The sequence below is a fragment of the Sphingobium sp. SYK-6 genome (assembly GCF_000283515.1).
Taxonomy (GTDB): Bacteria; Pseudomonadota; Alphaproteobacteria; order Sphingomonadales; family Sphingomonadaceae; genus Sphingobium; species Sphingobium lignivorans.
Genome location: NC_015976.1, coordinates 1,569,018 through 1,590,582, shown reverse-complemented (window position 1 = coordinate 1,590,582; position 21,565 = coordinate 1,569,018). Strand labels below are relative to the sequence as shown.

Sequence of the window (21,565 nt, the reverse complement as noted above, 5' to 3'; positions counted from 1 at the left end):
TCATTCGCCACGCGGCAGCTCGATCGTGACGATGGTGCCTTGTCCCGGCTCCGACACCAGGCTCACCGAGCCGCCGTGGGATTCCACGAACTGGCGCACGAGCGGCAGGCCGAGCCCCGTAGTCTCCCCGGCCGCATTGCGCCCGAACCGCGCGAAGCTGTCGAACAGGCGGGCCTGCAGCCGGGATTCGATGCCGGGGCCGTCATCCGAGACGATGATGCGCACGCTCTTGTGCGTGCCCTCGCCATGGATCAGCACCCGCCCACCGTCCTGAACGAAGCGCACGGCATTATCGACCACATGCTCCACGGCTTGCCGGATGCGCCGTTCATCACCGACGATCGTGCCCAGGTTGGGCCGCAGCGCCAGCGCGATCGTGACGCCGCGCGCCTGCGCCTTCTCCTCGAAGGCAGCGGCAAGCCCCGTCACGAGCGGTTCCACCTCCACCGGCTTGCGCTCGATCGGCAAGCCCCCCGCCGCGCCCTGCGTAAGATCGAGCACATTGTCGATCAGGCGCGCGAGGCGTGTGGTGCTGGCGATGATCGCATCCACATATTCGCGCGCCTGCGGCGTCAGCTCGCCCGCATAGCCGGACTGCATCATCTCCGCGAAGCCGGCAATCGAGGTCAGCGGAGTCCGCAATTCATAGCTCATGTTGGACACGAAAGCGGTCTTCACCCGGTCGGCATCCTCGAGCGCTTCGTTGCGGTCGCGCAGCGCCTGTTCGATACGGCGGCTGTCGGAGATGTCGAGCATGACGAACAGCGCATTGCCGTCCGGCAGCGGAATGGCCGCGAACTCGAAATAGCGTCCATCGGCGAACGCGATGCGTCCGCCCCGCTGGCGGCGCTCGACGGTCGCTGCACGGATGAGCTGGTGAACGAGGCTCGATTGCTGCGGACGCGCCAGCCGGTCCGCCAGCGCCGACATCAGCTCATCGACGCGCGGATGGGTGGCGAGCAACACTTCCTGCACGGCCCATATCTGCCGGAAGCGGCTGTTCCAGAGATGGAGGCGCCCATCGGCCGCGAACACGGCAATCGCTTCGAACAGATTGTCGAGGGTAGCCGTGCGCACGCGCAGCAGCGTGTCGCGTGCGCTCGACAGCTGCACATGCTCGGTACGATCCTCGAAGATCAGCAGCAGGCCGCCATCCGGGAGCGGCTGAGCATAGACGCGCATATGCACGCCATCGCGCAGCCGCCAATGCTCCTCGCGGGCATTGGGTGACTGGAACCATTCGCGCTTCTCCTTGCGCCAGGCCGGAAAATCGGCCGTCTCCGGCACCAGCCCGGCATCGCGCATGGCATCGAGCACGCGGTCGAAATGCGTGTCGGCCGTCGCCATTTCCGGACTGAGGCCGAAAATGCTGAGAAACGGCTGGTTGCAGAACTGGAGAAGATGATTGGAGCTGAACTGGACCACGCCTGCGGAGAGCCGGTCGAGCATGTCGCGATTGGCCTGCACCAGGTGGCGAAGCTCGGCTCTGGCTTCCTCCAGCTCCTGCATGTCGATGGCATAGCCCGCGACACCGACCGGGCCGAGCGGCACGTCCACGACCCGCATGAGGCGCCGCTCGCCATCGATGGTGACGGGGACCATGCGCGCGGTCGGCGCATTGGCATCGGCCGCGCGAGCAGCGGATGCGCTCGGGGAGAGGCCATCGACCGCTTCGACAAGCTCGATGCCCTGCTCGATCACCTGCTGCGCCGACTCCCCGTCGACCGATCGGACATATGCGCTGTTGACGAGACTCAGGCGCTGGTCGGCCCCGCGATGCCAGACCGGCATCGGCGCGGCCTCGATGACGCCGGACAATGCCTCCAGCGCTTCTCGATAATCGCCGACGCGTTTGCGCAACTCCTCGATCTGGGACTGGCTCTCGGTGGCATCGAAGATCCACAGCACGATCGTCCCCGGGCTGGCGAGGTCCGGTCCGGCCGGTCCTCCGCGCACCAGCAGCGTCCGGCTCGATCCGCGCGCCCGGATGGGGAGGACGAAGGAGCGTCCGCCGCGCTGGGCGGCCTTGACCTCGGCAGCCAGCGCGCGGGAATGTTCCGGCTCCAGCCCGCCTTCCTCGGACACCAGCTCGGAGAGAAAAGCGGGGACAGTGGTGCGCCCGAGCCAGTTCGCAAGGCGATCTGGCGCCTCGATGCGCCCGTCCGATCGCACGAGCATGGGAATCGCCGGCGCCGATTGCAGGAGGTCCGCCAGCCGATCGGCCTGCCCCCGCGCCTGCCGCGACGACCGGCGCAGACTGAGTCCCGTCAAGAGAGCCCAGAGCGACAATGCCATCCACAGGGCCAGGACGGCTCCGGCGATGGCCAGTGTAAGCGGCGGAAGCGAAATCACCAGGCTGGATTACGAGCCAATCCCGCGTGAGACAAGGCATGGCCGAAGAGCGCCAACAAATGCGTGGTCGGGCGCGCCTCCTGAACGCAACTGCTCACGCCGAAGTCTTCATCCGAGAGAGGCCATTTCCCTGGGCATCGCCCCGGTCGGCCGCGTCGCAGGGATCAGGCCGTGCGACGAGCGAGCGCCTCGCGCGCCTCGGCCATCAGGGCGGCGATGATGTCGGCAACGGGTTCTTCCTTCGTCACCATGCCCACCGATTGCCCCGCCATCAGCGAGCCATTCTCCACGTCCCCGTCGATCACTGCCCGGCGCAGCGCGCCGGCCCAGTAATGCTCGATCTGAAGCTGGGCCGCACCCATGTCGACCTTGCCCTCGTCGAGCAATTGCGCGACTTCCCGCTGCTTGGTGGTGAACGCGTCGCTTCCCGCGTTCCGCAACGCCCGCACGGGAATGACCGGCAGGCGCGGATCGATCTGCACGCTCGCCACCGCGTCGCGGGCCGAGGCACGGAAGAACGCCTTCTTGAAGTTCGGATGCGCGATGCTCTCGGTGGCGCAGGCGAAGCGCGTGCCGAGCTGGACGCCTGCAGCTCCCATTTCCAGATAGGCTGCGATCGCCTCGCCATGGCCGATGCCGCCGGCCACGAAGATCGGCAGTTCCCCGGCGAGCACCGGCAGGATCTCCTGTGCAAGGACGCCGGTCGCCACGGGTCCGATATGCCCCCCGGCCTCCATGCCCTCGATCACCAGAGCATCGACACCCGAGCGGTGCAGCTTCCTGGCCAGCGCCAGCGCCGGAGCGAAGCAGATGACCTTCGCGCCCCATTCCCTGATTGCCTCGATGCTGCCCTTGGGCGGGAGGCCGCCGGCAAGGACCACATGGCCTACCGCATGTTTGGCACAGACCGCGATCAGGTCGAAAAGCTGCGGGTGCATGGTGATGAGATTGACGCCGAACGGCCTGTCCGTGAGCGCGCGGGTGGCCGCGATCTCGGCATCCAGCAATTCGGGCGTCATCGCGCCGCAGGCGATCAGGCCAAAGCCGCCGGCGTTGCTGACCGCGGCGACCAGATGCCGCTCGGACACCCAGCTCATCGCGCCGCAGATAATTGCAGTCTCGCTGCCCAGAAATTCCGCGCCGCGCTCCATCAGGGCGGCCAGTCGATCAACGGTCAAGGAAACCCCCTGTTCTCTTTACTATCCAGTGCGCTCCGGCGCGCATTCTTCGCCCCACAGCGTCTTGCCGGCGACGTCTCGACACAAGCCGAGCCGATACAGGCTGGTGCGTTGGCGGGCGGGGGTTTCCCGCATCCGGCATTCAGCCACAATGTCAGCGGCGGCTCAACCCGCCGGCTGGTCCCCATCCAGGCCATAAGCCGTGTGCAGCACGCGAACCGCCAGTTCCGTCTCGTCCTCGTCGATCAGCACGGAGACCTTGATCTCGCTCGTCGAGATCGCCTCGATATTGATGCCGCGATCGGCCAGAGTCTTGAACATCAGCGCGGCGACACCGGCATGGCTGCGCATGCCTACGCCCACCACGCTAATCTTCGCGACCTCCGCGTCCGTGATGATGCGCCGGAAGCCGATGCTTTCCTTGCGTGCCTCGAGGATGTCGACACTGCGGGCAAGGTCGGCGCGCGGCACGGTGAAGGTGACGTCCGTCTCCGCATTGTCCTTGCTGTCGTTCTGGATGATCATGTCGACATTGATGCTCGCCTCGGCAAGCGGCAGGAAGATGCTGGCCACGGCGCCCGGCTTGTCGGGCACGCGGGTCACGATGATCTTGGCCTCGTTCTTGTCGTGCGCGATGCCGGTGATGAGCTGCCGTTCCATGTCGCTTTCCTCGATTTCTTCTTCGCTGACGATCATCGTGCCGGGTTCGGGATCATTGCCGGGTTGCTCGAACGAGGAGAGCACCTGCACGCGCACCTTCTCCTTCATCGCGAGCGCGACAGAGCGGGTCTGCAGCACTTTCGAGCCAACGCTCGCCAGCTCCAGCATTTCCTCATAGGTGACCTTGTTGAGCTTGCGGGCCCGGCTCACGATGCGCGGATCGGTCGTGTAGACGCCATCCACGTCCGTATAGATATCGCATCTCTCGGCCTTCACGGCGGCCGCGATGGCGACAGCGGAGGTATCCGAGCCGCCACGGCCGAGCGTGGAGACGCGGCCATCCGCCATCTGACCCTGGAAGCCGGGAATCACCGCGACCTGTCCGGCTGCCATCGCCTGCAACAGCGCCTGCGTTTCGATGTCCTCGATGCGCGCCTTGCTGTGCGCTTCCACCGTGCGGATGGGAAGCTGCCAGCCAAGCCAGCTCCTCGCGTCCACGCCGATCGCCTTGAGCGTCATCGCCAGCAGGCCGGACGTGACCTGTTCGCCCGAAGCGACGACCACGTCATATTCCGCCTCGTCGTAGAGCGGGCTCGCTTCCTTGCAGAAGCCGACAAGCCGGTCCGTCTCGCCCGCCATGGCGGAAACCACGACCGCGACCTCATTGCCAAGGCCGACCTCGTGCTTGACGCGCATTGCGACGTTGCGGATGCGTTCCATGCCGGCCATCGACGTGCCGCCAAATTTCATCACAATTCGCGCCATGGACTTGCCGCGGACCTTTCATCGACTATCAAGGGGGCAGGAAAACAGGCGTTTTGGTTTCGCCGGCTTCGAGCCGGCGCCCTCTTAGTCAGCAGGACAGGTCATGGCAAGCGACGCGCAAGCAGGGACGATCGACCCCAGGGAAGCGGCGCATTTCGGCGCCCAGGCCGCCGACTGGTGGGATCCCGAAGGTGGCAGCGCCATGCTGCACAAGCTCGGTCCGGCCCGGCTAGGCTATATTCGGGAAGCGATCGACAAGCATTGGCATGGCGACAGCGCGACACTGCGGCCCCTTGCCGGCAAGCGCGCGCTGGACATCGGCTGCGGCGCCGGCCTCGTCGCCGAACCGCTCGCACGCATGGGCGCAGCCGTCACGGCAATCGACGCGGCGCCTGAAAACATCGCCGTTGCCCGCGCGCATGCCGATGCCATGGGACTCGCCATCGACTACCGCGCCTGTGGCGTCGAAATGCTCGCCGAGCCGCGCTATGATCTCATCACCACCCTTGAGGTTATCGAGCATGTCAGCGACCCGGCCCTCTTCCTGGCCGCCATCGCGCGCTTGCTCAAGCCTGATGGCCTGCTCATCCTCTCGACCCCCAATCGCACGCCCCTCTCCCGCCTGCTGATCGTCTCGCTGGCGGAAGGGCTTGGGCGTATCCCCCGGGGCACGCATGACTGGTCCCGGTTTATCACACCCGACGAAATGGAAGCGCAACTCGCAGCGCAGGGACTGCAGATCGTGGACCGCAAGGGCCTGCTCGCCGATCCCCGATACGGCTTCGTGCTGAGCGACAATCTGGCACTGAATTACATTCTGGCGGTTACCCAGATTCCAGCCTGATAATTCGGGATATCGCCACCATGTCCGCTTCCTCTCCAGCGTCCGCCCGAAATCCCGTCGATACGATGGACCAGGCATGGGACTGGGTATCGCTCAACTGGAGCGAGATTCTCATCGCGTCGGCGGCCGGGCTGGTTATCTATCTGCTGCTTGGGCTGCTGAAGGGCTTGCTCATCCGCATCTTCGCGCGTGGTGCCAAGAGCGCGCCTTTCATGAGTGTTCTTGAAGAAGCGGCAGCGCGCACAGGCCATGTCTTCATGCTGCTCGTCGCGGCGCGTCTGGTGGTCGGCTATGCCGATCCGCCCCCCACTGTGTTCCGGACGATCGGCTTTCTCTTCACCGTCGTGACTGCGTGGCAAGTCGCGATCTGGGTGCGCCAGATCGTCCTGGGCCTGATCCGCCTTCGCTCGAACCCGGAGATGGGCGGCAGCGAGGCCCTTGCCAATGCCTCCGGCCTCATCAAGGTGCTCGTCTCGGTGGCGGTCTTCGCCGTTGCGATCATCGTGGTGCTGGACAATCTCGGCGTCAACGTGACCGGCCTTGTCGCAGGCTTGGGCATCGGCGGCATCGCCATCGGCCTTGCCGCGCAGGGTATCTTCTCGGATCTCTTCGCCTCGCTCTCGATCATCTTCGACCAGCCCTTCAAGGTGGGCGATGCCATCAATTTCGGCAGCCAGACAGCCACGGTGGAGCGCATCGGCCTCAAATCCACCCGGCTGCGGGCCGTCACCGGCGAACGGATCGTGGTTTCCAATGCCCAGCTTCTGAACAAGGAGATCACGGCTTATTCAGGCCTCGACCGGCGGAGGCTCAAGTTTGCCGTCGGCGTCATCTATCAGACGGCACCAGAGGTCGCGGAGGGCATCCCCGTCCTCATGCGCGAACTGGTCGAAGCCAATGGCGGCGTCTTCGTGCGCGCGGGTTTCGTCGGCTTCGGCGCCAGTTCACTGGATTTCGAAGTCGAGTTCGACGTGTTTTCGACGGACTGGGAGGAAATCTACAGCATCCGGCACCGGATCGGACTCGCGATTCTGCGGCGCTTCAATGAAGGCGGGGTCGAGTTTGCTTACCCGACACAGACGACCTTCACGGCGGCGCCGGACGGTCGCATGATCATGCCCTATCCCGCCGACTGGGGGGCAACCGTCCCGCCGGTTCAAACCTCGCCTCAGGCGACGTCCTGATAATAATCCGCCCAGATGTGCGCCTGCTTACGCTCGATCCGCATCAACGCGACGACGGCGACCAGGATGGAGAACGCGGTCAGCGTCATGAAAACGGGCCAGACAGGCGCTGGCGAGGTGAAGAGGCTGATGACGGCGCTGGCGCCGATGAACGGCACCACCGCACAGCTCGCAAGCGCCGCGGCACGTCGGGCCTTTTTCCGCTTGGGAGCCCTGCGCCAGAAATAGACACTCATCAGGACGCCGATGATCGCGGGCGGAAGGTGAAACCAGGCGAAGGGCATTTTCCAGAGATAATAGCCGCAGATGCCCAAGGTGGCAGCAACGAGCAGCAGCGCGAGAATTCGTGCAAAGCGCACGCAACATCTCCTCAGATATGACCAAAGGGTCCGGTTCCATGCCCCAAATTCCGGATCAGCCATTCGAGTGACCGATCAGGATGACTTAAGTCAAGCTGGTAAATCTTTAATTATTGTCCCGTCCCCCACAAACGGCCCGGCTGGAGCATTCCGTCCGAAACGATCAATCCTTCGTCGCGATCCCGCGCCAGCAGCAGCGCGCCATCCAGGTCGACCCAGCTTGCTGATCCCGCCAGTAGAAAGGCCGGCGCGATGCCCAGTGAGGTGCCCAGCATGCAGCCGACCATGACCTTCTGGCCATGGTCTCGCGCGGCCTTTGCCATCGCCAGCGCTTCCGTCAGGCCTCCGGCCTTGTCCAGCTTGATGTTGATGGCCTGATAAGCACCCAGACCCTCGATATCGGCAAGGCTCTGGCAGCTCTCGTCCGCGCAAATCGGCACCGCCAGCGAAAGCCCCGCCAAGGCGGAATCATGTCCCGCCGGCAGAGGCTGTTCAATCAGCGATACCCCCAGATCGGCGAGGGCGCGGGCCTGCACCGCGATGTCCATTCCGGCCCAGCTCTCGTTGGCATCCACGATCAGATCGGCATCGGGCGCGCCTTGCCGCACCGCCTCGATGCGCGCCGGATCGCCCTCGCCCGTCAGCTTGCACTTGAGGAGGGAGAAGCCCCGTGCCGCGGCGCGCGCCGCTGCCGCGGCCATGACATCGGGTTCGTCGAGACTGATGGTGAAGGCCGTGCGCACCGGAGAAGGTTCGGGAAGGCCCGCAAGCTGCCACACCGGCGCGCCCTCGCGCCGCGCCTCGATGTCCCATAGCGCGCAATCCAGCGCATTGCGCGCTGCGCCCGGCGGCATCAGCCCTCGCAGTGCGTGGCGATCGAACGCGGCCGGATCGGTGGCAACCGCGCGGATCGCGTCGGCGCAACCCTGCGCGGTCTCGCCATGATAATAGATTGCGGTGCCTTCCCCACGGCCGGTTCGGACCCCGTCGGTGACGGTACAGACGACGACATCGACGAACGTCTTGGCGCCCCGGCTGATGGTGAATGCACCGGCCACGGGAAAACGCTCCACGGCCACCGAATGAAGCCGGATCGCGCCCGTCATGCCCTTTGTCTCACGGCCCTCACCTCAGTTGCGCGTCGACCGATCATGCTGCGCGATCCACGCTTCCACCACGGGTGCAATGCGGTTGCGCCATTTCGAGCCATTGAAGATGCCATAATGGCCCACGTCTCTGGCGAGATAATATTGCTTCATCGCGTCAGGCAGATTGGGCGTGATGTGGAGGGCCGCTTCGGTCTGGCCGATGCCGGAGATGTCGTCATTCTCCCCTTCCACAGCCAGCAGGGCCACGTCCCGGATCGCGCCGGTATCCACGACGGCACCGCGATGCATGAACTCGCCCTTGGGCAGGCTGTGCTTCTTGAACACCTCGTTGACGGTCTGGAGATAGAATTCCGCCGTCATGTCGCACACCGAGCGATATTCGTCATAGAAGCGCTTGGTCGCCTCGGCGCTTTCCTCGTCACCTTTCACCAGATGCCGGAACATCTGCCAGTGGCTCATCAGATGGTTGCCGAGATTCATCGACATGAAGCCGGCAAGCTGCATGAAGCCCGGATAGACTTTCCGCCCGGCGCCCGGATAGCTGAAGGGCACCGTGGCCACCACATTCTGCCGGAACCAGCTCAGCGGCCGCTCCTGCGCGAGCTCATTGACCGCCGTCGGCCCCTGGCGCGTGTCGATGGGGCCACCCATCATGGTGAGCGTGCGCGGCCGGGCCGGATGATCGGCTGCGGACATGAGGCTCGCGGCGGCGAGACAGGGCACGGAGGGCTGGCAGACAGCCAGCATGTGCGCGCCGGGGCCCATATGATCGAGCCAGTCGATCAGATAGTCGACATAATCATCGAGGTCGAAACCGCCCTGGGACAGCGGCACGTTGCGCGCGTCCCGCCAATCGGTGATGTAGACGTCATGCCCCGGCATGAGGCGTGCCACCGTGCCCCGCAGCAGAGTCGCGAAATGGCCGGACATGGGCGCGACGACCAACACCTTGGGGCTGCCCGTCTCGTGCCCTTCGCGGATGAAATGCTTGAGCTGGCCGAAGGTCTTGCGTGCCTCGACGACCTCGCGCACCGCGACGGTCTTGCCGTCTATGTCCGTAGTGGGGAGATCGAAGGCCGGCTTGCCGCGCGGCGCTGCCGCATGGGCGAAGACATCCAGGGCGGACGCGAGCATGGGGCCCCCGCCGAAATAGGCGAAGGGATTGGCCGGATTCTGCAACAGCTCCACACTGGCCGTCGCCATGGCGCTTGCACTGGCCAGCAGGCTGCGCTGAATCTCATAAGCATTGTAGAGCATGTATGTCCTAGCCTTTTGCCCAACCATATAGGGCAAGGGAACCGATGTTGCGATGCAGTAAAACCGGCTTCCACGAATATGCCGTTAAGAATCCTTTTCTCGGCTCGATCCCCATGTCTTGCATATAATGGAGACCGATGCCGATGCAAAAGAAGAGCGCCGGAATCCGGCCGCATCAGGGTTCATCCCGGCACCGATAGCCCAGGGGGAGCACGGACAAATTTCGAGCCGAAACGCGCCTCGGCTCTCGGGGAGATCGCGATCGGGGAATCGGGGGATGGCCCTCTCCCCTGCGACGGCGCCATTCGAGGGCCGGGCCGATTCGCGGAGCCGTGGCGAGGGCCCGTGCCGAGGAGGAGGAGCACGGACGATGCGCCGCGACGGCCCACCCATGCCGGGCCAACAAGGCGGTGCGGCCTGGAAGTTTACAAAGATGACGACCCGTCCGTGTCATCTTCCGCTTCCGTGACCTTTGCGAGAGCGCCGATGCGGCAGACGCTGGAGCTCGTCCCGGCAAGCCTGCGCGGCCCGACCGGATGATGAAAATCCTTCGATGAGAATTCGCCGAGAGCCACGCATTATCCTGTTTCCTGCAACGGGAAGAGGCGTCCGGCAGGGCTGCCATGGCGGAGGGGGTGTAGGACAGCCGAAAAAGCGGTGCTGATTGGGGTGATGCCACGAAAGCAAGCAGCGAATATCCGCCCGCGATGCCTCGCCCCTCCGGCGCTTTGGAGGGCCGTTCCCCGCAGGCGGAGAAGGCCTTGGGCGGCGTGCACGAATTCGATGGCTTTGCGGAAGGGCGGCTAGCCGGCGTCTTCCTCCGGAAGGGGCCTGTCAGGACACGACCAAATCGCGCCGTTCGCCTGCCGTGCATAGAACAGCAGCTTCCGTTAGAACCCGCCGTTCGCGCATTGCGGGACCGTCAACAGCAATGTGCCCGAGAAGTGGTCATTGGGGATCGAACAGCGGACACCGAAAAGCGGACCTCATCCGGGTGGCGATACCGATGCGGACAACTCGGAGCCATTGATCGGCGGGGCGATTTGGCGTAAGGGCCGCAACACTGTTTCTCGAACGAAGGAAAGGAGTGAACATATGCGAGCCGCAACCGCACCCGTCATCACTCCCGTTTTCCGAGTTCAGGAACATATCACATGGGCAATTCCCGTGCGGGTGACTGCGGTCGCCTGACCCTTTTTCGCGGCGATGGCGCCGCGTCCATTCTTTATATTCAACGTCTGCCGACGGGCATCTCCGCTCTTGGGGAGGATCGCCATGCGCGCTGACATGTTCAAGGTCATCGTCGAGCGTCCGCGCTGGGGCTCGCGGCATGCGCCGCCCGTAAAACTCAAGAATGACCACAACGACTTCAAGCAGATCGGTCTAAAGCGGCACGTCCGCGAGCGCGCGGACTATTCGAAATCGCTCAACGAGAATCTCGCGCCGCTCGTGCGCTTCCTCCAGCGGCGGGTAGGACGGCGCTGGGATGATGTGTTCAGCGAAATCTGCGAGCATCTCGACACCGGCAGCACCGTGAAGATGCACGTTCGCGAACATCTGCGCGATTTCGTGATCTTCGGCATCTCGCAGGGCCGGCATGGGGAATTGCTGTGCGAAGGCCGTGTCCTTGATCCCGACCGGTACAGTTGGCGGCGCTGCGAACTCTATGTCGACCCGTGCGACGGCGTGCTGAAGGATCGTGTCTGGTTCTGGCGCGACCAGGGGCTTGTCGTTGCGCCCGGCAGGCGCAAGCCCGCACGAGAGGAGGTGGCACCATGAACGGTGCAACCATACATATCGTGGCCTCGCCCGAAAGCTGGATCGAACAGGCAGCGGTGAACCAGCTTCACCAGACTGCACGGCTCGACGGAATCGATCGCATCGTTGGGCTACCCGACCTGCATGCCGGACGCGGCATTGCGGTGGGCGCAGCTTTCTGGTCACGCAGCCATGTTTATCCCCACCTGGTCGGCAGCGACATCGGGTGTGGGATGGGGCTTTGGCGTACCGCAATGCCGCTACGCAAGTTCCGGCTCGATACCGTCGAGCGCAAGTTGCGCGGTCTGGACGGCCCATGGTCAGGGGATGGTGCCGCGCGTCTCGCGGAGGCTGCGCTGGCACCAGATCTTGCCGGCGAAGCGCTGGGCACGATCGGCGGGGGCAACCATTTCGCCGAGCTGCTGCGGATTGAGACGGTGCATGGAGACGGAGACACGGGGGTCGATCCCGCCGCGCTCTATCTGATGGTACACAGCGGGTCGCGGGGGCTGGGCCAGGCCATCCTGGCCGCGCATCTCGCACGGCACAATGTCGGCGGGTTGATCGCTGGCGAGACCGAACGCGCGGACTATTTGGCCGCGCATAACGATGCGATGCGTTGGGCGGTGCTCAACCGCAAGGTCATCGCCGAGCGCTTTCTCGATCGGATCGGGACCACTGGCGAGCGTCTGCTCGACATCTGCCACAACAGCGTGACGCCGCATCAGGGTGGGTGGCTGCACCGCAAAGGTGCGGCACCCGCGGACAAGGGGCTGGTCGCGATCCCCGGATCGCGCGGCGACATGACCTATCTGGTCCGCCCCCGGCTGGAACAGGCTGACGCGGCGCTGCATTCGCTCGCGCATGGCGCGGGCCGCAAATGGAGCCGCAGCGAGGCCAAGGACAAGCTCGTCCGCCGGTTCAGCATCGCCGATCTTGAGCGAACGAAGCTGGGTAGCCGGGTGATCTGCGAGGATCGTGACCTGATTTATGAGGAGGCTCCGCAGGCGTACAAGGACGTCCATCAGGTCGTGCGCGATCTCGAAACGGCGGGGCTGATCGACCTGATCGCGACGTTGCGCCCACTGCTCACCTACAAGACGAGGCGCGCATGACGGAGATTATCCTGCATCTCTTCTCCGGTCAGGGACCGAGGGAGTGCGAGTGGGTCGTGGCTCAGCTGGTCCATGCGCTCAGCCGGGAGGGCGTGGCCGGCGGGCTGGTATGCGAACCGGTCGAGCCGGTCGAGGGACCAGCGGCAACGGCGTTGCTGCGCGTATCGGGCGACGGGGCGGAGGCATTCGCCGCCACCTGCATCGGCACAATCCGTTGGATCGGAACCAGTCCGTTCCGCCCTCTGCACAAGCGGCGGAATTGGTTCGTCGGCGTGCGACCTTTCCGGATCGACGCGCAGTCGCCGGACCTAAGGGACGAAGACATTCGCTATCAGACCTTTCGCGCTTCCGGGCCTGGCGGGCAGCATGTCAACAAGACCGATAGCGCAGTTCGGGCGACGCATTTGCCGAGTGGGCTTGTCGCGACGTCCCAGGATCAACGCTCGCAACTCGCGAACAAGAAGATTGCGCGGCTGAAACTGACGATGGCGCTTGAGGAGCGACGGGGAGCAGGTGAAGCCGAAGGCAAAAGGGCCCTGTGGGATCACAGCCGCGAACTCGAGCGTGGCAATGCGATCCGGACCTATGAGGGCGAGCGGTTCAGGCGGCGTTAGCCGATAAGGCTAAGGGGCGTAAGAGAATGGCAGCTTCGCGCGATATTGGCGATTGAAGCTGCCCTTCCTCTATCGTCAGCCTCAGTCGTAAGGCTTCCCGTGCGAACAAGGGCGGAACGTCGGCATTAGGCCAGAGCGGGCGCTCAACCTCCGGTTTGGGAACGACGGCTTCGTCCCCATTTTCCGCCGGAAACCGCCTGACGCCTCCCCACCCAATTCAGCCATGGCGCTAGCTATCAAGGCGACCAGATAGCGGACTCCCTGTCAGGCCGGGAGATTTGTCCACGTCGCCCAATCCGCCCGACACAGGAAAAACGCCGGACGAATGCCCCACAGAGCATTTTCACTGGCGAGCAAAATCGTCTAGGGCGCCGCCATGGCTTCCAACCGATCCGACGACGCGCCGCGTGGCGCCAGCCTGGGCAGCCTGCGGCTGATCTGGCGCATGGCATTGAACTATCCGGGCCGCCTTGTCGGCGCTGCCCTTTCCCTCATGATGGCATCGGCCGCGACGCTGGCCATTCCGAGCGGCTTCAAGCTGGTCATCGACCGGGGGTTCGCGGCCGGGACCGGCAGCGACATCGGCCGCTGGTTCCAATATCTGCTGGTCATCGTGGTCGTCCTGGCGCTGGCCACGGCACTGCGCTTCTACTTCGTCTCATGGCTCGGCGAACGCGTCGTCGCCGACATGAGGATCGCCGCGCAACGCAACCTCCTGAGGTTGGAGCCAGCTTTCTTCGAGCAGAACCGCCCATCCGAAATCGCGTCGCGCATGACGGCGGACACGGCCATCATCGAGCAGGTCGTCGGCTCGACGGTTTCGGTGGCCCTGCGCAACGTGCTCACCGGCTTGGGCGGGATCATCTACCTTTTCACGCTCGCGCCACGCCTCACAGCCATGCTGCTGTTCGGCATTCCGCTCGTGCTGGGGCCGGTGATCTTTATCGGCCGCCGCCTGCGCAACCTGTCGCGCGCGAGCCAGGACCGCCTGGCCGCAGTCGGCAGCATCACGACCGAAGTGCTCGGGGCCATGAAGATCGTGCAGGCCTTCGTACAGGAGCGCCGGGAGGAAGCCCGGTTCGGCCAGGCCGTCGAGGAAGGCTTCGCCACGGCGCGGCGGCGCATCGTCGCCCGGGCCTTCATGACCGCCACGATCATCCTCGTCATTTTCGGCTCGATCACCATGATCATGTGGCAAGGCGCGCTTGATGTCGTCTCTGGACGGCTCTCGGGGGGCAGCATCGCTGCCTTCGTCATCACCGGCGGCCTCGTCGCGGGCGCGTTCGGCGCCCTGACGGAAGTCTATGGCGATCTGCTGCGCGGCGCGGGCGCCGCAGCCCGGCTGAGCGAGCTGACGAGCGCGACGCCCTCCATCCGGCCGCCGGCCGCGCCGGTCGCCATACCGGATGCCCGGCAGGCCCATCTGCGCTTCGAGAATGTCTCCTTCCGCTATCCGACACGGCCCGACAGCCTGGCGCTCGAGAATTTCTCGCTGGATGTGAGGCCGGGCGAGACGGTCGCCATCGTCGGCCCCTCCGGCGCGGGCAAGTCCACGATCCTGCAGCTTGTGGAGCGCTTCTATGATCCCGCCGACGGGCAGATCCTGCTCAACGGCGTCGATCTGCGCAGCGCCGATCCGGCCGATATCCGCGCGATGATCGCGCTCGTGCCGCAGGAAACAGTGATGTTTGCCGCCAGCGCGCGCGACAATCTGCGTTACGGGCGCTGGGACGCCACCGATGATGACCTTCTCGCCGCCGCACGCGCGGCCAATGCCGAGGATTTCCTGCTTGGTCTGCCCCAGGGCCTCGACACCGAGCTTGGCGAGGGCGGCGCACGGCTCTCCGGCGGGCAGCGCCAGCGTCTGGCCATTGCCCGCGCGCTGCTGCGCGATGCGCCGCTCCTCCTGCTGGACGAGGCGACTTCCGCGCTCGATGCCGAATCGGAGCGGCTGGTCCAGGATGCCCTTGGCCAGCTCATGCGCGGCCGCACGACCATCGTCATTGCCCATCGCCTCGCGACCGTGCGTGCCGCCGACCGCATTGTCGTGATGGATCAGGGCCGGATCGTGGAAATCGGCAACCATGCCGAGCTCAGCGCGCGCAATGGCTTGTACGCGCGCCTCGCTGCGCTGCAATTCGCGGAACCGGCCTGAGCACAGGAGCGATCGGACGGGGGAAGCGCCCGCACATGACCAGCGGCATCGTTGAACAGGTGATCCACGCTGCTCCCGGGGCGAGCGCGGCGGCTATCGATCAGCTCCGCCTCCGCCGATGTCTGCGGGAGTCAGCCCCGGGCGCCGGGATCCGACATGCGCACGATGTGATCGAAGATCGCGGGATGAAGCGGGTTCTCGAACTCGCAGCCGGCCTCATGATTGGCGGTCCAGGCGACCAGCGCCTTGCGTCCCTCGAAGCCGGGGAACATCACCCAGACCTCCATGCCGACACGCAGCTTCACGAAGCTCAGCAGGCGGAAGCCCCCCAGCGACATGTCCGTGATGCGGCTCTTGAACCAGCTTTCGCCCTTGCGCCGCACACGCACGCCAATGAGGACCGTCTGGCGGTCCTGCAGGCGTGAGACATAATGTTGGTCTGAAGGTTCCTGAAGCGCGCCCATATCGTTCTTGCTCGCCTTTGAAAGCGAAGGATAAGGCGCGGCGCATTACCAATATCCTAACGTCCCTGCGCCCGAGCCAGGGCTCTTTCCGGGCGAGACCAGGTGCCATGGCGGTAATGGCATCTCCAGTGCAGGTGCCTTTGCAGCGACGCTGCGCGGTTCTGTGCGGTTCTGCGTGGCGCTGTGCGGTCGAGGCGCCCCGAGTTCATCCGACCGAGGGCCGCCGGGCGAAGCATGCCGGCAAAAGCGGCCCCACATATATCTGCCAAAACCGCGCCCTTGCTCCGTGGCTCGCGTGCCAAGGAAACCAGCGCATCCGACCGCGCTAGCCGGCGGCGGGAAAGTCGCTCCTCAAGGCTGTCGCCGACATTCAGGTCGCTGGAGAAGCAGAGGTACGCGGAGGGCGCAGAATGCCGCAACCCTGCCGTCGCGGTGAAGGCACCATCCGGTATGAGGAAGTCGAGCCCAGACCGGCGCGTCATCGCTTCCTTCCGGCATCGGATCCTTGCCGGCGCTCGCTCGTCACCAAAAAGAAAGGGGGCCGAAGCCCCCTCTCCCTGACTGATTGCTGAAACGGAAAGCCTGGGGCTCCGCTCCGCTTTGATCAGAACACGCCGCCGTAGCGCTCGTTCCCGACGAAGCCCAGCTTCGTAACCTTCGCGCGCTTGATGGCGGCGAGAACCTCGTCGACCACCACATAGCGGGCCGACTGGTCGGGCTCGAACTGGAGTTCCGGCTCCGGCGCCATCGCCGCAGTCTGCTCCAGATACTGGCGCAGCAGGACCCGGTCGATCGGGCTGCCATTCCAGTAGATCACGCCGGCAGGGTCGATCGTCAGGCGGTTCTTGACCGGATCGATCGCATTCTGCGGCGCGTCGGCGTTCTGCGGCAGGTCGATCTTCACCGCGTGGGTCTGGATGGGGATGGTGATAATGAACATGATGAGGAGAACGAGCATGACGTCGATCAACGGCGTCGTGTTCATTTCCATCATCGGTTCGCCGTCGTCGCGGCCACCGCTCATTGCCATTGGACTGGTCTCCTAAATCTGGGCGTCAGAGGCGACGGACGGTAATCGAACCCGGCTCAGGCTCGGAAATGAACCCGACCCTGGGATAGCCCGCACGCTGCATGGTGAAGATCGTTCCTCCAATGCAACGATAAGGCGTATCGACGTCCGCACGAATATGCGCCTCGGGGAGATCCTCGGGGCTCATGTTCTCAACGCCGCCAGCGTTCTCGATATCCTTCTTGAGCTTGTCCACCGCGCGGTTGAGCAGGTCGCCCGCGTTGACCTTCGTCATGTTCCAGTAAACTTCGCAATTGCCATCCACGGCCCGGACGGTCAGCGACACGTTTTCCGGCTTGGTCGTGGTGGGTTCGAAGGCGATTTTCGGGAGATTCACTTCAACTGTCTGGATCACGACCGGAACCGCGATCAGAAAGATGATGAGAAGCACCAGCATGACGTCCACGAGGGGCGTCGTGTTGATGTCCGACATTGGGGCGTCGTCACCGCCACCCCCAGCACTCATTGCCATCGATCATAATCCTACTTCTGGGCCGTAGCCATGAGCTTCTCGATGTCAGGCGGCACGGTCGGTTTCAGCCGGCCGTGCCGTTCTGAAGCGATCAGGCCTTGGCAGCAGCCGGCTTGGCGACCGGAGCGGCGGCCGGCGCGGCGAGGGCCGCCGGACGGACGGCGCCGCCGGAAACCATGTAGCCGAGCAGGTCGTTGTTGAAGCCGCTCAGATCCTCGGCGATCGACTTGTTGCGGCGCTGCAGCCAGTTGTAGGCAAGCACGGCCGGAACGGCCACAGCCAGACCCAGGGCGGTCATGATGAGCGCCTCACCGACCGGACCGGCGACGGCGTCGATCGATGCCTGACCCGACGCGCCGATCTTGATGAGCGCGCGGTAGATGCCGATAACCGTACCGAACAGACCGATGAACGGCGCGGTGGCGCCAACGGTGGCGAGGAATGCCAGACCGCCGCCGAGCTTCGAGTTGATCGCCGCTTCCGAGCGGGCGAGCGATGCGTGCATCCAGTCATGTGCCTCGACCGGATCGGTCAGCTTGCCATGCTGTTCCTGCGCCAGGATGCCGTCGTCGACGAGCTGCTTGTAGGCGCTGTTCTTCTCAAGCTTGGCGGAGCCTTCCTTCAGCGAAGGCGCGCGCCAGAAGACCGTGCGGATCTTCTTGGCCTGGTTGATCACCTTCTGCTGCTCGATCAGCTTCGAGAACAGGATGAAGAACGAGAAAACGGACATGCCGCACAGGATCAGGAAGACCGTCCATGCGATGACACCACCCTGCTCGAGGGCCTCCATGAGGCCGTAAGGGTTGGCGGATGCTGCCGGCGCGGCGGCGGCGGAAAGTTGGATGAACATTCGTTTGTTTCCTCTTCAGAACCAGTCAGTGAAGTGGCCGTCCTTCGCCCCAGTCCGGGACGGCCGGAAAATTCAGGATCATTCAGGCAGACGCCAGACCACGCGACGGCGATCCTTCGTCCGGATCGGGTTACCCGCCTGGTCGAGTGCCGGCGAATAACGACCGCGGCGCACGATCAGGCTGCAGGCAGCCTCGTCGAGATCGCGGTTGCCGCTTGACGAGGTCACGCGGCAATTCTCGACGCGGCCCTGCTCGTTGATCTCCCACTCGATGGCCACGGTACCCTGAGCCTCGTCACGCAGAGCGCGCGAAGGATAGTCGTCATTCGTGATCCAGTTTGCGGGATTGCCACGGGCACCGGCAGCCTTGCTGACCACGGGCGGCGGCGGCGGAGCCGGCGGCGCGGGCGGAGCAGGTGGCCGGGGGATCGGTGGCGGAGGCGGCGCAAGGACCGGCGCCTGGGAAGGCAGCGAGATCACTGGCGGCGGCGCCGAAGGTGGCGGCGGAGGCGGCGGCGGCATGTCCGGCGGCGGAGGCGGCGGTGGCGGCGGCTCCTCCTCGGGTGGCGGCGGCTCTTCGGCCACATCGATGACGTTCAGCTGCTCTGCAGCTTTCTTGACATATTGGATGCCAAGACCCGTCACAAATGCATAGCCGAGGATCACGTGAATGATCGCAACGACTACGATGGATATCGTCCGACTGGACGATTGTGAGTGGTCAGCATAGGCCATTCAGCAACGAAACTCCTTAGCTCTAAAGCGGCACTCTTGATCCAGAATGGCGAATCAGCGCACCGTTAACAACACTACGCCGTCCGCGCGATTCTGGTCGCCCGGTCTCCGTTTCCGGCTTTGTCCTATCGCGGCAAATCGCGGGAGGCAAACGCTTTGTTGACAGTGCACCAATGGCTCTGATTGCCTATCATCCCATGCTTGGACACGCCTCCGGAGAATCATCTTATGCCGAACAGGATTGACAGGAACGCGGGTCGCCGAAGCCGCTTTGGCGGCGCCCTGCCCGTGGCGCTTTTCTGCGCTGGCCTGGCTTTGCCGAGCCCCGGCCAAGCGGCGGAGGAAATGACCGCGCCCGCCGCGCCATCGATGAGCTTTGCGCGCGTTGCCGACCTTGTCATCGCTTCCCCCGCCATTGCCCGCGTTCAGGTGAAATCGGTGATCGCATTGCCCCCGGAACGTGCGCCCGATCTCGGCGCGGGGCGCACCCGCTTCTACGTTGAGGCCGACACCATGGGCCTGATTCGGGGGGAAAGCGTCATTGCCCGCAAGGTTTCCTTCCTGATCGACGGCCCCACTTCGAAAGCGAAGAAGCCCGGCCTGAAGGGGCGCACGCTGCTCATCTTCGGCAAGGTCGGTTCCCGCATCGACCAGTTCCAGCTGACGTCGAGCACAGCCGTGACGGATTGGTCCGCCGCCAACGAAGCGCTGGTGCGCAAGGTGATCGCCGAGGCCATGGCCCCGGACGCGCCGCCCGCGATCACCGGAATCAGCTCCGCCTTCCACGTCACCGGCACGATCCTCGGTGAAGGGGAGACCCAGATTTTCCTCGAGACGGCCAATGGCAGCCCGATTTCCCTGTCGGTCATTCGCCGGCCCGACGAGAAACCGCATTTCAGCGCCTCCCTTGGGGAGGTCGTGGATGAGGCGGCATCGCTGCCGGAGCCCGACACGATGCTCTGGTATCGTCTCGCCTGCGGATTGCCCGAGCAATTGCCGGCCCGCCCACTGCGTGGACTGGATCGCACGGAAGCGCAGGCCGCCTCGCGGGACTATGCCGCATTCCGCGGCGCCCTCGCGCCTTGCGAAAGGACCGGCCAACCGGTGATCTGAGGGAGAGGCATAGCGCCTCCCTCCCCCCCCCGGCCGAACTCGCCCGGAAAATCGGAATGCCGGGGTCGCTTTACGCGCCCGGAGCAGGCCCGACGGTGCGGTCACACAGCCGGATCAAGAAAGTTGGTTCTGATTTTCCACAGTCGCCATTAAGAGCGCCCTCAACGCGCGCCGCGCATCTCACAGGAACGAGCACTCATGAACACCACCGCCCCGCTTCGCCTCGCCATCATCGGTCTTGGAACGGTGGGCGCGGGGGTCATTCGCCTGCTGGAAGCCAATCGGGAGCTGGTCGCGCGGCGCGCCGGTCGGCCGATCGAGGTCGTCGCCATCTCGGCGCGGGATCGCAACAAGGATCGCGGCGTCGATCTCTCGCGCTACGAGTGGGTAGACGACATGAGCACGCTTGCCGGGCGAGACGACATCGATACCGTCGTCGAGCTCATCGGCGGCTCGGATGGCCCTGCCCTCACCCTGGCACGCCAGTGCCTTGGCCAGGGCAAGCCTTTCGTGACCGCCAACAAGGCGATGATCGCCCATCACGGGCTCGATCTCGCCCGGGAAGCGGAGCGGACGGGCGTGGCGCTCAAATATGAAGCGGCGGTCGCGGGCGGCGTGCCGGTCATCAAGGGCCTGCGGGAAGGGGCTGCGGCCAACCGGATCATGCGGGTCTACGGCATCCTCAACGGCACCTGCAATTACATCCTCTCGACCATGGAGCGGGATGGCAGCGCCTTTGCCGATGTGCTGGAGGAGGCACAGGCGAAAGGCTATGCCGAGGCGGACCCGACCTTCGACATCGACGGCATCGACGCCGCGCACAAGCTGTCGATCCTAGCCAGCCTGTCCTTCGGCACGGAGATCGATTTCCCCTCCGTGGACATCACCGGCATCCGCCATGTGCTCGCCGCCGACATCCGGGAAGCCGCGGCGCTCGGTTATCGCGTACGCCTGATTGCCATGGCCGAGTGCGAGGAGGATGGCGGCGAGAATGTCGGTCTTTTCCAGCGCGTCCATCCGATGCTGGTGCCGGTCGATCACCCGCTCGCCCATGTCGACGGGGCGCTCAACGCCGTGGTGGCGGAAGGCAATTTCGTCGGCCGTCTCTTCTTTCAGGGCGCCGGCGCCGGGGAAGGCCCCACGGCTTCGGCCGTGGTGGCGGACGTCATCGATGTCGCGCGGGATGAATATGGCCCGGCCTTCGCCATGCCGGCCGAATGGCTGCAAAGGCAGGTCAAGGCAGATGGCGGCGCGCGGATCGGCCGCGCCTATCTGCGCTTTCTGGTGCAGGACCGCCCGGGGGTGCTTGCCGAGATCACGGCAGCGATGCGCGACGCCGATGTGTCCATCGAGAGCGTCATCCAGCGCCCGGCCAGCGACGATGATGCCGTCCTGGTGGCCATTGTCACGCATGCCGGCGCGCTATCCTGCATCCAGGATGTGCTGGAGCGCCTGGGTGGATCCGACAGCCTCATGGGCGAGCCGATGGTGATGCACATCCTGGACTGAACG

19 protein-coding genes are annotated in these 21,565 nt (G+C 64.9%); 8 read left to right on the top strand and 11 right to left on the bottom strand.

The genetic code is table 11. From position 1 onward, the window contains the following. From SLG_RS07190 to SLG_RS07180, 3 genes are all read right to left on the bottom strand, one after another. The gene (locus SLG_RS07190; RefSeq protein ID WP_221413803.1) at positions 1 to 2,295 is read right to left on the bottom strand and encodes a sensor histidine kinase; all 2,295 of its coding nucleotides are present in this window, start codon (positions 2,293 to 2,295) and stop codon (positions 1 to 3) included. Between the two features lie 221 nt (positions 2,296 to 2,516). Continuing rightward, on the bottom strand, positions 2,517 to 3,503 hold the full coding sequence (locus SLG_RS07185; RefSeq protein ID WP_443018055.1) for an NAD(P)H-dependent flavin oxidoreductase: 987 nt from the start codon (positions 3,501 to 3,503) through the stop codon (positions 2,517 to 2,519). Between the two features lie 192 nt (positions 3,504 to 3,695). Continuing rightward, positions 3,696 to 4,955: an aspartate kinase gene (locus SLG_RS07180; RefSeq protein ID WP_014075784.1), complete on the bottom strand. Its 1,260-nt coding sequence runs from the start codon at positions 4,953 to 4,955 to the stop codon at positions 3,696 to 3,698. A 103-nt stretch (positions 4,956 to 5,058) separates the two neighbouring features. Here SLG_RS07180 and ubiG point away from each other — a divergent pair, with 103 nt between their 5' ends. Together ubiG and SLG_RS07170 are read left to right on the top strand one after the other, a co-directional pair. Next, the gene (gene ubiG / locus SLG_RS07175) at positions 5,059 to 5,799 is read left to right on the top strand and encodes a bifunctional 2-polyprenyl-6-hydroxyphenol methylase/3-demethylubiquinol 3-O-methyltransferase UbiG (RefSeq protein WP_014075783.1); all 741 of its coding nucleotides are present in this window, start codon (positions 5,059 to 5,061) and stop codon (positions 5,797 to 5,799) included. 20 nt (positions 5,800 to 5,819) lie between these two features. After that, complete coding sequence (locus SLG_RS07170; protein ID WP_148276520.1) at positions 5,820 to 6,983, top strand: mechanosensitive ion channel family protein; 1,164 nt, start codon at positions 5,820 to 5,822, stop codon at positions 6,981 to 6,983. Here the strand turns inward: SLG_RS07170 and SLG_RS07165 are convergent. Genes SLG_RS07165 through SLG_RS07155 form a run of 3 tightly spaced genes read right to left on the bottom strand, consistent with a single transcriptional unit; the run spans position 6,968 to position 9,708 of the window. Next, positions 6,968 to 7,405 carry a hypothetical protein gene (locus tag SLG_RS07165; protein ID WP_148276519.1) on the bottom strand — a complete coding sequence of 146 codons (438 nt, stop codon included), beginning with the start codon at positions 7,403 to 7,405 and terminating at the stop codon, positions 6,968 to 6,970. The two genes, SLG_RS07170 and SLG_RS07165, sit on opposite strands and share 16 nt — an antisense overlap. 47 nt (positions 7,406 to 7,452) lie before the next feature. Continuing rightward, positions 7,453 to 8,448 carry an N-acetyl-D-Glu racemase DgcA gene (gene dgcA, locus SLG_RS07160; RefSeq protein ID WP_014075780.1) on the bottom strand — a complete coding sequence of 332 codons (996 nt, stop codon included), beginning with the start codon at positions 8,446 to 8,448 and terminating at the stop codon, positions 7,453 to 7,455. Positions 8,449 to 8,472: 24 nt separating this feature from the next. Continuing rightward, the gene (locus tag SLG_RS07155; RefSeq protein ID WP_014075779.1) at positions 8,473 to 9,708 is read right to left on the bottom strand and encodes a polyhydroxyalkanoate depolymerase; all 1,236 of its coding nucleotides are present in this window, start codon (positions 9,706 to 9,708) and stop codon (positions 8,473 to 8,475) included. A 1,275-nt stretch (positions 9,709 to 10,983) separates the two neighbouring features. On the opposite strand from SLG_RS07155, the gene SLG_RS20315 reads away from it, so the two are divergent. From SLG_RS20315 to SLG_RS07135, 4 genes are all read left to right on the top strand, one after another. Then, positions 10,984 to 11,487, top strand: coding sequence for a hypothetical protein (locus SLG_RS20315; protein ID WP_193790358.1), 504 nt, complete (start codon positions 10,984 to 10,986; stop codon positions 11,485 to 11,487). Next, positions 11,484 to 12,581, top strand: a complete 1,098-nt coding sequence (locus SLG_RS07145; RefSeq protein ID WP_014075776.1) for an RNA ligase RtcB family protein — start codon at positions 11,484 to 11,486, stop codon at positions 12,579 to 12,581. Before SLG_RS20315 ends, SLG_RS07145 begins: the two co-directional genes overlap by 4 nt. Then, positions 12,578 to 13,195 carry a peptide chain release factor H gene (gene prfH / locus SLG_RS07140; RefSeq protein ID WP_014075775.1) on the top strand — a complete coding sequence of 206 codons (618 nt, stop codon included), beginning with the start codon at positions 12,578 to 12,580 and terminating at the stop codon, positions 13,193 to 13,195. The genes SLG_RS07145 and prfH overlap by 4 nt, the downstream gene beginning before the upstream one ends. Positions 13,196 to 13,571: 376 nt before the next feature. Further along, entirely contained in the window at positions 13,572 to 15,350 is a 1,779-nt protein-coding gene (locus SLG_RS07135) for an ABC transporter transmembrane domain-containing protein (protein WP_014075774.1), read from the top strand. Positions 15,351 to 15,481: 131 nt separating this feature from the next. Here the strand turns inward: SLG_RS07135 and SLG_RS07130 are convergent, their stop codons facing one another. From SLG_RS07130 to SLG_RS07110, 5 genes are all read right to left on the bottom strand, one after another. After that, the gene (locus tag SLG_RS07130; RefSeq protein ID WP_014075773.1) at positions 15,482 to 15,814 is read right to left on the bottom strand and encodes a PilZ domain-containing protein; all 333 of its coding nucleotides are present in this window, start codon (positions 15,812 to 15,814) and stop codon (positions 15,482 to 15,484) included. A gap of 604 nt (positions 15,815 to 16,418) precedes the next feature. Further along, positions 16,419 to 16,844 (bottom strand): ExbD/TolR family protein, encoded by a 426-nt coding sequence (locus tag SLG_RS07125; protein WP_014075772.1) that lies wholly within the window; start codon positions 16,842 to 16,844, stop codon positions 16,419 to 16,421. A gap of 25 nt (positions 16,845 to 16,869) precedes the next feature. Beyond that, positions 16,870 to 17,355 carry an ExbD/TolR family protein gene (locus SLG_RS07120; RefSeq protein WP_014075771.1) on the bottom strand — a complete coding sequence of 162 codons (486 nt, stop codon included), beginning with the start codon at positions 17,353 to 17,355 and terminating at the stop codon, positions 16,870 to 16,872. A 91-nt stretch (positions 17,356 to 17,446) separates the two neighbouring features. Further along, positions 17,447 to 18,205 (bottom strand): MotA/TolQ/ExbB proton channel family protein, encoded by a 759-nt coding sequence (locus SLG_RS07115; RefSeq protein WP_014075770.1) that lies wholly within the window; start codon positions 18,203 to 18,205, stop codon positions 17,447 to 17,449. A 78-nt stretch (positions 18,206 to 18,283) separates the two neighbouring features. After that, positions 18,284 to 18,940 carry an energy transducer TonB gene (locus SLG_RS07110; RefSeq protein WP_014075769.1) on the bottom strand — a complete coding sequence of 219 codons (657 nt, stop codon included), beginning with the start codon at positions 18,938 to 18,940 and terminating at the stop codon, positions 18,284 to 18,286. Positions 18,941 to 19,285: 345 nt separating this feature from the next. On the opposite strand from SLG_RS07110, the gene SLG_RS07105 reads away from it, so the two are divergent. Together SLG_RS07105 and SLG_RS07100 are read left to right on the top strand one after the other, a co-directional pair. Further along, positions 19,286 to 20,053 (top strand): hypothetical protein, encoded by a 768-nt coding sequence (locus SLG_RS07105; protein WP_041392846.1) that lies wholly within the window; start codon positions 19,286 to 19,288, stop codon positions 20,051 to 20,053. 198 nt (positions 20,054 to 20,251) lie between these two features. Continuing rightward, entirely contained in the window at positions 20,252 to 21,562 is a 1,311-nt protein-coding gene (locus tag SLG_RS07100; protein ID WP_014075767.1) for a homoserine dehydrogenase, read from the top strand. The last annotated feature ends 3 nt before the right edge of the window (positions 21,563 to 21,565 follow it).